General features: G+C 38.7%; 6 protein-coding genes and 1 pseudogene. 5 read left to right on the top strand and 2 right to left on the bottom strand.

Annotated elements, in window-relative coordinates; genetic code table 11:
* Nucleotides 1–29 precede the first annotated feature (29 nt).
* From V7K61_RS13410 to V7K61_RS13390, 5 genes and pseudogenes are all read left to right on the top strand, one after another.
* A pseudogene (locus V7K61_RS13410) lies at nt 30–317 on the top strand (hypothetical protein); the annotation flags it as partial.
* 201 nt (nt 318–518) lie between these two features.
* Nucleotides 519–791, top strand: coding sequence for a hypothetical protein (locus V7K61_RS13405; RefSeq protein WP_335053762.1), 273 nt, complete (start codon nt 519–521; stop codon nt 789–791).
* Nucleotides 792–1,017: 226 nt separating this feature from the next.
* Nucleotides 1,018–2,724: a dihydroxy-acid dehydratase gene (gene ilvD / locus V7K61_RS13400; RefSeq protein ID WP_335053761.1), complete on the top strand. Its 1,707-nt coding sequence runs from the start codon at nt 1,018–1,020 to the stop codon at nt 2,722–2,724.
* A 232-nt stretch (nt 2,725–2,956) separates the two neighbouring features.
* Nucleotides 2,957–3,295 (top strand): hypothetical protein, encoded by a 339-nt coding sequence (locus V7K61_RS13395; RefSeq protein WP_335053760.1) that lies wholly within the window; start codon nt 2,957–2,959, stop codon nt 3,293–3,295.
* Between the two features lie 236 nt (nt 3,296–3,531).
* Nucleotides 3,532–4,545 (top strand): alpha/beta hydrolase, encoded by a 1,014-nt coding sequence (locus V7K61_RS13390; protein WP_335053759.1) that lies wholly within the window; start codon nt 3,532–3,534, stop codon nt 4,543–4,545.
* A gap of 241 nt (nt 4,546–4,786) precedes the next feature.
* Here V7K61_RS13390 and V7K61_RS13385 read toward each other — a convergent pair whose 3' ends face one another.
* Nucleotides 4,787–10,204 carry an ATP-binding sensor histidine kinase gene (locus tag V7K61_RS13385; RefSeq protein ID WP_335053758.1) on the bottom strand — a complete coding sequence of 1,806 codons (5,418 nt, stop codon included), beginning with the start codon at nt 10,202–10,204 and terminating at the stop codon, nt 4,787–4,789.
* 428 nt (nt 10,205–10,632) lie between these two features.
* Nucleotides 10,633–11,187, bottom strand: a complete 555-nt coding sequence (locus tag V7K61_RS13380; RefSeq protein WP_335053757.1) for a RidA family protein — start codon at nt 11,185–11,187, stop codon at nt 10,633–10,635.
* Between the last annotated feature and the right edge of the window lie 777 nt (nt 11,188–11,964).

Genomic DNA, 11,964 nt, shown 5'->3' with positions numbered 1-11,964 from the left:
TAAATCTCTCTTGGTGAGGGAAAATTTGTGGATTTTTAGCTTGGGTCTTAGGAGACCATAGTGCTGAAAAATTTAAAGCTTTATGGGACATTGTTTGCTCTTGGCAGTGCTATTTTTATGTGACGGATGGAAAGTTTACCATATCGTCAGTAAAACATATATGACTACGTAGAAGGTGAAAATACACATTTACGTGATTATCTTACACGCCTACAGACGCTCCTAACGTCTCTACCGCTTCGCTATCGAAAAAATTATGCTATTCCAAATCAATAGATGTGCTTAAATATTCAATTCAATTGTTACTTAATTACTGAGTGTATAAAAAAGTATTCGTATTTAGCTAATTCATCCTGCATTTATGCAACGCCTATTAGTGCAATCATGCAATCGTACTACCCTCCCATCTTTGAAAAGCGAAAAGCAATCCGCACCCGAAAAACTTTCCAACAAAATATTTCGGATTGTCTAATAACTTAATGTATTCTGGGATATCTTACCTTGTGGAAAGCCAAACAATGACTATGAATATGCAACGACTCATCAAAAAAACTTCTAACCCAATTCGCAAGACAACAGAAGTAACTCCACCATCGACTGAACTGATTGAGATGCCTGAGAGTCAAGATATTCCTGAATCGGTGGTTGAACCAAATCTACCTGTGTACATCGAAGCATCCGAATCGGACTACATCAGTGAACACTATCGCCCTTTGCGCTCCGTTGGTAACTCTGGCTGGCAACCGTCTGATGTGTGGCGCGAGTTGAGAGTTGATAATTTCTGTGGGTGAGTAGTATTAACGCAAAGAGCCATTCGATTTATGGCTGAATAAAATTATACGTTTGTCTAATTCCTGCTGAAATGTTATTCCTCAGCTACAGCAATGAAGTAGCTCAGATTTCGTAGTCCCATTTTTTTGATACTTTATAAGTATCAATTTGAAATAAATATATATTGGACATCTCAAAAAAGGCTACATATCATACTCATACAGAGATTTGATTGAGGCCAGAGCAATGAGTGAAAAAACAACGTCAGAGAATTTCAGAAGTAAAGTTGTTACACAAGGGGTACAGCGATCGCCAAATCGGGCTATGCTGCGTGCAGTAGGTTTTCAAGAGGAAGACTTTAAGAAAGCAATTGTCGGTGTGGCTAATGCCTACAGCACCATCACTCCCTGTAACATGGGGATTAATAAACTAGCACTCATAGCTGAAGCTGGAATTAAACTAGCCGGGGCAATGCCGCAAATGTTCGGCACAATCACTATTAGTGATGGGATTTCTATGGGAACTGAGGGAATGAAATATTCCCTAGTGTCAAGAGAAGTGATTGCTGACTCCATTGAAACCGTCTGTAATGGTCAAAGTATGGATGGTGCGATCGCTATCGGTGGCTGTGATAAAAATATGCCAGGGGCAATGATTGCAATCGCACGGATGAATATCCCGGCTATCTTTGTTTACGGTGGGACAATTAAACCAGGACACTACAACAGTCGTGACTTGACTGTTGTCAGTTCCTTTGAGGCTGTGGGTGAATACAGTGCTGGAAAAATTGACGACACCGAACTGATGGAAGTAGAACGCCACGCTTGTCCTGGTGCTGGTTCTTGCGGTGGGATGTTCACAGCCAATACTATGTCCTCGGCTTTTGAAGCGATGGGTATGAGTTTACCCTATTCTTCCACAATGGCGGCGGAAGATGATGAAAAAGCCGATAGTACTGAAGAATCAGCCAAGGTATTAGTAGAAGCAATTCGCAATCAACTGTTACCCCGGCACATTATCACGCGCAAATCTATAGAAAATGCTATTTCTGTAATTATGGCTGTGGGTGGTTCAACTAACGCCGTGTTACATTTTCTAGCGATCGCTCGTGCGGCTGGTGTAGAACTTAATCTAGATGATTTTGAAACTATCCGCGATCGTGTCCCGGTTTTATGCGATCTAAAACCCAGTGGTAGATATGTCGCTACAGACTTACATCAAGCTGGTGGTATTCCCCAAGTGATGAAAATGCTATTGGTGCATGGATTACTTCACGGTGACTGTATCACCATCACAGGTAAAACCATCGCCGAAATTTTAGCAGATGTCCCCGATGAACCACCAAGCAATCAAGATGTGATTCGTCCTTGGAATAACCCGATGTATGCCCAAGGTCACTTAGCCATCCTGAAAGGGAATCTTGCTACAGAGGGAGCAGTAGCAAAAATTACTGGGGTGAAAAATCCTAGCATTACCGGTTCTGCACGGGTATTCGATTCCGAGGAAGAATGCTTAGATGCCATCCTTGCAGGGAAGATTAAAGCCGGTGATGTAATTATCGTCCGCTACGAAGGGCCGAAAGGTGGCCCTGGGATGCGGGAAATGCTAGCGCCCACCTCAGCAATTATTGGTGCGGGTTTAGGCGATGCAGTGGCGTTAATTACTGATGGACGCTTTTCAGGCGGTACTTACGGGATGGTAGTCGGACACGTCGCTCCCGAAGCTGCCGTTGGTGGTGCGATCGCTCTGGTCGAAGAAGGTGATAGCATCACTATCGATGCTAATTCTCGCTTGTTACAAATCAACATTTCTGATGCAGAATTAGCCAGTCGCCGCGCCAAATGGCAACCCCGTCCACCCCGTTATACAAAAGGCATCTTAGCAAAATATGCGAAGTTAGTTTCCTCTAGTAGTGTTGGTGCTGTCACAGACTTGGATTTATTTCATGAGTAGGGAGTAAGGTTGGAGACGCGATATATCGCGTCTCTCTACAAGAGTATGGAAAGACGACTTTCTGACATTGACTGTGAAACTTATTTCATCATTTTAGCGATCGCTGTAGCTTCTTTTAAGTCGCTATACTTATGTTTTAAAGTAGAAAGTAGTTGATTCAAAGTGTTTGTTACTACCAATGAAAGTTTTAGGGTCAGTCTTGCCAATCCTGTTGCTGCTATGCAGTCCTGCTATGGCAGTTGAGCTTAAAGGACAAAATATTGATGGTCAAAAGCTGCCTGCTAGAGCTTATTACTATGCAACTGGTGGGGTCTACAAAGTTCAGGTGCGCTTTCACAACAAACGAGCCACAATTTACTTTGACGACGGCAACCAAACAACTATACAGTTGAACCAGCAAGCGATCGCTGACTCAAAGAATATTGAAGGTTTTGGAAAACTAGGACAATATCCTCTAAATAGAACATTCAGTGTGGGGTTGGTGTATGACAATAATTGGCTCGGTAGCAATGATAGTCAATTCCAACAGTCTAATCCGCTAGACGGGTTGTGGAAAATTAGTTTGGAGTGAATACACATCCGACTTTAAAAAGGTTTCTCACTTCTGGCAGGGTAACTCAAGAATATGTCCTCTGCTAGACTCGGAGTAACTACTTAATTCATAAAGTAACATATATCTAGGACTCCTATTTAATTTTTGAATAACTAAGCTGCTTAAAAGCTTGCCTGACGAAGATTTCCTTTTGAGTATACTGAGCAGGATTCAAGTAGGATTACTATATATATATGGACATAATAATTACATAAATGAAAGTTGGCATTCAAAATACAGTAGAAATTCTAGAGCAAGTTCACCAATTAGAGTCCGCACTAGGTCTTAAAAATGAAGCCTGCCGTTCTAAATTTTTGATTCATCCTGACTTCACGTCAAAAGTTTTTTTGTTTTTGCATGGTTTTACAGCAGGCCCTTACCAGTTCGAGCCGCTTGGTAAAGCCTTCTTTAACAAGGGATATAACGTTCTGATTCCTTTACAACCTGGTCATGGACGCTCAGGTGACTGGAAGTCTCAAAATCCTCCACCCCTGGCAACAGATATTGAGATTTATCAACAATTTGTCATCAAATGGTTGCAGATTGCCAAAACGCTAGGTCAACAAGTTGTGATTGGTGGATTATCAACAGGTGGAACTTTAGCTGCTTGGTTAGCTTTAGAGCATCCTCAAGAGATTGACCGCACTTTATTGTTTACGCCTTATTTAGGTAGCCGTTATTTAGTATTCGATCAACTCATCAAAATTCTGCCAATTTACTTTGAATGGTTCAACAAAGATGCACCTGGGAATTTTGGTTATAAAGGTTTTCGTCTCAAGGCCTTACGGATATTTCTAGAATTGGGATATCAGGTTTTAGACAAGGCTCAAGGCTGTGTTTCTGCTCCAATCTTAATGGTATGTAGTGAGGCAGATGGTGCTGTTAGTCGCTCGAAACAGCAAGATTTCTTCCGAAGAATACTTAAGCAGCAACCGAAATCCTGGTATTACTGTTTCGATGATTCGCTTCACATTGAACACCGAATGATGACAAAATTGGAAGATAATGATTATGAAGAACTGGTAATTACCCTCGCTAAAGCATTTGTTGAGAGTAATTTAACTTGGGTAGAGTTTCAGGAAATGGCAAAGCGGATAGCGCAGGGGCAAGGCCATGACCAAATCATCCGAGAACTCAACTTTGACGAACAAGTTTTTCAACAGCTATCTGCAATGATGACTCAAGGTTTTGGCTGTGAGCATCTTAAATGTATTAATCCAGATTTCTAATGAGTATCCCAATTTTGCAAAAAATGGAGAGGTTAAAAAATATTTGCCATTTTGAAATTTAGTTCAAGTTTCGATAGGTTCAGTTAACAGCTATTAGTGTAGATAATTGGTTTTTCAAGACGCGATTTTTCGCGTCTCCATATCAGCATTTTGGGCTTATATGAACTGTATTGGGCTAAAGACGCGATGAATCGCGTCTCTACAAATGATCGATTTGTCGCATTCTTTTTTGAAATTGGTATTAATTTTGAGTCTGAGCCAGAATCGGTAAGATAATCACAAATTCTGTTCCTTCACCTTGGGTAGAATTCACAACCAGTGAACCGCCATGTTTTTCTACAACAATAGACTGAGCGATCGCTAATCCTAATCCCGTTCCTTTACCGACACTTTTTGTAGTAAATAAGTGGTCAAATATCTTTTGCTTGACTGATTCACTCATGCCTTGACCATTATCAGCAATGCTCACCTCAACTTGTTTATTTTTTAAAGATGTGGTAATTGTAATCCGGTTGGGATTGGCTTGAATCTCTTCAAAACTCTTACCTGTATTTGATTCATCTAAGGCATCAATGGCATTCGCTAGGATATTCATAAACACTTGGTTTAATTGACCAGGGAAGCATTCAATTTTGGGTAAATTTCCGTACTCATTGATGATTTCAATAGCTGGACGTTCTTCGTTAGCTTTCAGGCGATGTTTGAGAATTAAAATCGTACTATCAATGCCTTCATGAATGTTAAACGGTACTTTGTAATCTCTATCAGCACGGGAGAAAGTACGCAGACTGGTGCTAATGTTCTTGAGCCTGTCACACGCTATTGTCATCGAATCAATCATTTTGATCAAATCTTCTAAGCTATATTCCAAATCGATTTCTTCGGCATGGTTAAAAATTTCATCTCCGGGAATAGGAAACTTTTGTTCATATAGTTTCAAGTGTTCGATAACATCAATAAATGTTGGTTTAGCTTGTTTGAGACTCGCAGCAATAAAACCAAGAGGATTATTCATTTCATGAGCAACGCCAGCAACTAAGTTACCCAATGCAGACATCTTTTCACTTTGGACGATTTGTAATTGAGCTTGTTGCAAATCTTGTAAAGCTTGCCCAGCTTGCTGATAAAGCCGAGCGTTTTCTAAGGCAATTGCTGCTTGGGAGGAAAGTAGGTTAATTACCTGCAAACGGTTACTAGTAAATACTCCTTGACTCAATTGATTTTCTAGGTAGAGAATCCCCACCAAATGACCTTGGTTAATAATGGGTGTGCATAATACACTTTGAGGTTGATGTAGGAGCATATATTCTCCAATTACACCAGGAATATTTGTTTGACAATTGTCTATAATGACAGTTTCTTGAGTATTCTTAACGTAATTTATCAGCTTTCGGGGAATATATTGACAAGCATCTATTAGTTGTGAATCAAGAATGGTTTTGACATCAGTCTGGGAATTTGGCTGTTGATCGATAAAGGTAATTGCCCGCACTTGCCAAGTATCTTTTTGAGGAAGAATTAATACAGATGTTTTCGCACCAGAATTTTCTAAGATAATGCGAGTGAGAATGCTGATAAGTGCGTCTAATTCGATACAACTGGAGATAGTTTGAGCTGCTTTGAGAATGCAGGTTAAATCTAGAGCATCAGAAATATTAGTGCTGCTGGTAGTGTAACTAGATGTACGAGCAACACTGGCTATGGTTTCTAAGGGATTTAAGTTGAATTCTTGCTGTTGCAGAATAGGTTTGAGTAATTTGGGATAGCCTTTTTCCAAGTCATCAGTTTTGGCTTTTGCTCCCCAACGGGCATAACTGTAATATGCTTGTTGCAGATATCCTTCTGCGGCTTTTTCTTTACCCCATTCTAGGTAAAATTTGGCAGCAAGTTCGTTAGCGATCGCGGCTTCCTGAATATAGTCATTGGCGATCGCTCCTTGGATCGCTATTTCATAATAATCTGCGGCTTGTAAGCGATCGCCAGTTACACGAGCTTGTTCAGCTAAAATTAAATTGTACTTGTGCTGATAATTTACGGGTGCATGAGCCGCCCATTCTTGCATTTTTGACTGGTTTTCGGCTACTTTCTGGAGATAAAGCTGTTGCTGTGCTTCATTTACCTGAGAACAAAGAGCTAACAAACTCAAAGATTGATAGAAATTCCGCAAAGGAACAATTAATAAGCCTGCTGCTCCCTGCTCGTACTGCTCAAATTTTTGAGAAGATTCCCAAGCAGATTCATATTCACCAAAAAGATAAGCTAGGAGCGTTTTTGCTAGATAGACATAACAAATACCATTGATATTGTTAGTTTCAATTAAAGTCGGTAACATTTCGACTTCGTGAAAATGCTTACCAATTAAACAACAGGGATTAGCCACTTCTCCTTGTAAATTTAGCACCGTCTGCCGCCAGATATTTCCCCAAACCAGAGATACCTCTTGTTTTATTTGCTGCATTAGATCGCAATACTTATCTGCTTCCAGCACAGCATTTTCTAAGTTTTCTCCACTCCAAAAGAGAAATTGACAATAGCAATTGGCACAATAGCCTACATATTCTAAATTTCCGGTTTCTAATCCACTTTGCAATCCCTCCAAAAATAGATCCAAAGTAGATTTAATTGAATCTTTCCAATGTTTAATAAACAGGCTAAATGTTAAATAAACCCTACTTTTAAGTTCTTTAGTTTGAAATTTTTCTAAAAGTTGTACCGCGAGTTTACCAAACTGATACCCATCTTCAATTGCACCAATACTGCACAAAAATAATCCATAGAGACTATAAGCGACAGCTGCCTGTGGTGAGTTGCCGTACTTGATACAAATCTCGATCATTGTAAAAATTTTGAGCGGCAATAACATCGGTTTGGCTATATAAACTGGAGCAAACAAACCCGATAATATGCGGAGCGCAACTAATTTTTGGGGATCAATGATTTCTGGCATATCTGCCAATGCTGCTATCGATTGATGAACAAACATTTGTTTTAATTTGTCATGTTCATCAAAAATAATTTGAGTATTACTGTCTTCAGGTAACGTCAAATCTAGTAATTGCAGTGCTTCTCTACCTGTGGCTATTGCTTCAATGAATTTATTTTGTGCTGTATAAGATTGGATTTGAATCTCATAGGTACGAACCTTTTCTAATGGAGATTTAGCATTTTTGAGGATAATCTCTACTAATAATTTTGATGACTCAAAGTTTGTATTGAGATATTCTGCCTCAGCCGCAGATTCGTAAACAGCAAGAGCCAAATCGTAGCTGCTTTGCCAAGCATTTATCGGTAATAAAAGAATTGCCACTTTTAAATACTCAACTGCTGTCGCATAAGCAGTCGAGTTTTTAGCTTTACAACCAGCTATCAGATTTAACCGGGATAAATGTTCTCGTTCGTCAACTTCCTCTAATAATTCCAGTCCGTAATTGAATTGGTTAACGATCGCAAAAATTCCTGACTCTTGCTGCTCTTTAGGTGTATTCTGTAATAACAATTGCCCAATTTGCAAGTGTGTTGACTGTTTTTGTGCATCTGGAATGAGTGAATAGGCAGCTTGCTGGACGCGATCGTGTAAAAATTTATATACAACCATCTCAGACTGTTCTTGAGTAGCTGCTTGATTTTCGGAACCAACAAAAAACTTATAAACCTCACTTTGCGGCAAAATCAACCCTTCTTGCAAAGCCTTCCACAAACAATCTGCGGTTTCTACCTCCGATTGTTTAGAAACAATCGCTAATGTTTTTAAATCGAACTGATTGCCAATACAAGCGGCTAGCTTCAATTGTTGTTGAGTTGATTCTGGTAGTCTTCGTAGTTGGAAAACCATAAAATCAACAACATTGTCTGCTAGAGTTTGCTGATTGATTTGAGAAATATCACATTGCCAACACCCCTCGGCAAAATTGAATTGAATTAGTTGGTCTTGATGTAATGATTTCAGTATTTGAGTTGCAAAAAATGGATTTCCTTGAGCTTTACGGTAAATCAATTGTGAAAGAGATAATGCCACATTCTCTGCACAATTTAATGTATCTGCTACAAGTTGATTCAATTCTAATTGGTTGAGTGGTTTTAGGTTAAGACTATTTACCTTGACACCTGTTTTGCGAATTTCATCCAACATCACCATCAACGGATGGGCTGGGAATACTTCATTGTCTCTATACGCACCAATTAACAATAAATATCCCTGATTAGCTTCATTCATTAATAATTGGATGAGTTTCAATGAAGCCGAATCTACCCACTGCAAGTCATCTAAAAATATAACTAAAGGATGTTCTTTAGTTGTAAATATTTGGAGAAATTTTTGAAATAGTAAATTAAATCGGTTTTGTGCTGCGTTACCTGATAATTCTGATGCAGGTGGTTGTCTGCCAATAATTTTTTCTAATTCGGGAATGACTTCAATAATTACCTGTCCGTCTTCACCTAATGCTTGAATAATTTGATTTCGCCATTGTTGTATTTGGACATCACTTTCTGCTAGTAATTGCTCCATGAAGTTACGGAAAGCTTGGACAAATGCAGAAAAAGGAATATTCCGATTAAATTGGTCAAATTTGCCTTTGATAAAATAACCGTGTTGACGAACAATAGGTTTATGAACTTCGTTAACAACCGCAGTTTTACCAATCCCCGAAAACCCAGCTACTAGCGTTATTTCTGTTGCACCCAGGCTGACATTTTGAAATGCTTCTAGCAGAGTTTCTACTTCTACTTCTCGTCCATAGAGTTTATCGGGGATAATAAATCTGTCGCATACATCTCTTTGGGCAATTGGGAAACTTTCAATTTTACCTGTTGTCTTCAGTTGATAAAAACAATTTTCTAAATCATACTTCAATCCTAATACACTCTGATAGCGGTCTTCAGCATTTTTTGACATTAATTTGCTGACGATATCCGAAATTACTGGCGGAATTTGTAAGTTAATTAAATGTATTGATGAGGCTACCTTAGCAATATGGGAATGCACCAACTCCATTGGATCGTTTGATTGAAAAGGTAACTCACCTGTGAGTAATTCGTAAAAAGTTACACCAAGGGAATAAAAATCAGTCCGGTAGTCAATTCCCCGATTCATTCTCCCTGTTTGTTCTGGAGAAATATAAGCTAGTGTTCCTTCTAATACATTGGGGCTGATTAGCGTTTGCGTTTCCCTTGGTAATAGAGAAGCAATACTAAAGTCGATTAATTTAACTTGTTTGGTTTCTGGATTAATTAAAATATTGCTCGGTTTGATATCTTTATGAATGATGCGCTGATTATAGAGTATTTCTAAGGTATTACACAGTGCGATCGCTATTTGAAAAAACTCTTCCAAAAACCTACTATCTCGCGTTTGATCGCGAACAAAATAATCTTTTAGAGAAATGCCACCAAAATCTTCCATCACCAACGCATAGGCATTTTGATACATCTCCAGGCTGTAGGTTTGGACAATTAAAGATGAGTTGAGATTTTTGGCAATGGTGTACTGATTGCGAAACTGCACCAGTTCATTAAAGGAGGGATATGGATTTTTCAGCAGTTTGATTGCTACAGGTAATGAATCAGTTTCTCTAAACCCTCGATAAACTATAGTTCTCGAACCATTGTAGATTTCTTCAATGATTTCGTATCCAGAAATATTAACATGAGTGCTAAACATACTGTTAAATCCTAGTGATTTATAAATTGATTGTTCCAAAATTAGTAACCGCAGCAGTGAAGACAAGCTTTGAAAGCATCAAATGCAGAGATAGAATATCCTACACAAAAGCGTCAAGGTTCTCAGTAGGAAATTAGGAAGCTGCAAAGCGTAAGCTAGTAATTTGTCAACTCAAAAATGTACTTGTGAGGGCTTGGGGAAAGATTAAAGGTAAAAGGATTAGAAACCTTTCACCTTTTCCCTTTAATCTTTAAAAAGCCAAGTTAACAAAAGCTAACTATTAGCACCTGCTGGGATTTTTAGTTAGGTTTTGTAGTCTGACTAAAGGCAATTACCTACTCAAATAGTAGAGACTATTCTTGATTGACAGTAGCGGAAGTCTGTTATTCCGCCGACTGTGATTGATAGGGTTATATTGAAACCAGCCCTCAACTACGGTTTTCTGGAATTACCGCATAAGCATCAATTTCAAACAACATACCGTCAAGTGCAAGTCTAGGAACGGGAATAAGAGTGTTTGCTGGTGGTTTATTCCCCCATAAATTTATAATTTCACGTCCTAACGGGATCAATTTACTTTGGTTGTGATCCACTATAAGAACAGTAATTTTTGCGACATCTTGTGGTTGGGCCCCAACCGATGCTATGGCATAACGGAGGTTTTTAAAAGCCTGTATTAACTGCTTTTCAAATTCATTGGAGACAAGATTCCCTTGTAAATCGGAACCAAATTGACCAGAAATATAGACGGTTCTCGCCCTTGATGGTGTCACAGCTATATGGCTATAGCCATTTTGGGTTGGATTATATAATGTTGGTGGGTTCACCAATTTCAACTCTTTGCTGTCTTTAGCGTTCGCTTCCTTTTGTGTTACCACCATTAAGGCGGTAGTTATTCCACTACCTCCAAGCCACAAAAGTGCATTTCGTCGCGAGAAGTTTGCTACTAATGAATTTACAGCACTGCTAATAGGTCTAGTCATTAAAGCTCCTTAAATGTGAGTTCTCTATTTTTGCTCATACTTAGTTTTATTATCTATCTAATCAAGCTAAAAAGCACTAGCTATCAAACTTATTCAGTGTAATCACATGGATAATAGGTCTGGATCGGTTTCAGTTCCTTTAGCTTCCGATATGGATACAGTTAAAACTTATACTAAATCAGGTTATTAACCCTCCAAGAACTGTATTAGGCGATCGCAGTGCCTGAATAACTTCAGAGCGCAAACAACAGCTACAGCAGTTTTCATCTATTTGAACCACACCTGTGGTAGGGGCGCAAGGGCAAAAGCCCCTACTTCTTTCTAAGCTTCTGCGCAAGTTTCTTTTGCAGCCCTCAATATTATGTCTGCATGATTACTTATTAAACTAGTGAAATTTTATATAAGGATACCTAAGTTTCCCGGCTTAGATATCCACTAGCAACATAACCTACATTTAATAGATTGTTAACTCTATTCTAATTACTAATGTTTGTTTTTAAATGGTTCTTGGGACAGTTATAAATTCGTCCTTAAGTTAGATGTCAAAATTAGATGAATATTTTAAAGCAATAGAGGTTACAAATTTAATTAAGATTTTTGTTATACAATAGAATGTTACTTGTTAATCATACCTTCCTAAAAAGTTATTTATTAAATAAATTTTTCTGAGTTTTACCTTAAACTTTTATACTGAGACTAACTTCTCAAGCTGATTAGCGATCGCAAGCATATAGCGGTTATCGGTTGAGTGAGGTACAAGAACCCCACCCCCAACCC

The sequence above is a fragment of the Nostoc sp. genome (genome assembly GCF_036918015.1).
Classification (GTDB): domain Bacteria; phylum Cyanobacteriota; class Cyanobacteriia; order Cyanobacteriales; family Nostocaceae; genus Nostoc.
This window is presented reverse-complemented; position numbering and strand designations above follow the sequence as displayed.

Excerpts from the sequence above, each read along its gene's own strand:
- V7K61_RS13405 (WP_335053762.1), top strand. The coding sequence starts at position 519 with ATGACTATGAATATGCAACGACTCATCAAAAAAACTTCTAACCCAATT.
- ilvD (WP_335053761.1), top strand. The coding sequence starts at position 1,018 with ATGAGTGAAAAAACAACGTCAGAGAATTTCAGAAGTAAAGTTGTTACA.
- V7K61_RS13395 (WP_335053760.1), top strand. The coding sequence starts at position 2,957 with ATGGCAGTTGAGCTTAAAGGACAAAATATTGATGGTCAAAAGCTGCCT.
- V7K61_RS13390 (WP_335053759.1), top strand. The coding sequence starts at position 3,532 with ATGAAAGTTGGCATTCAAAATACAGTAGAAATTCTAGAGCAAGTTCAC.
- V7K61_RS13385 (WP_335053758.1), bottom strand. The coding sequence starts at position 10,204 with ATGTTTAGCACTCATGTTAATATTTCTGGATACGAAATCATTGAAGAA.
- V7K61_RS13380 (WP_335053757.1), bottom strand. The coding sequence starts at position 11,187 with ATGACTAGACCTATTAGCAGTGCTGTAAATTCATTAGTAGCAAACTTC.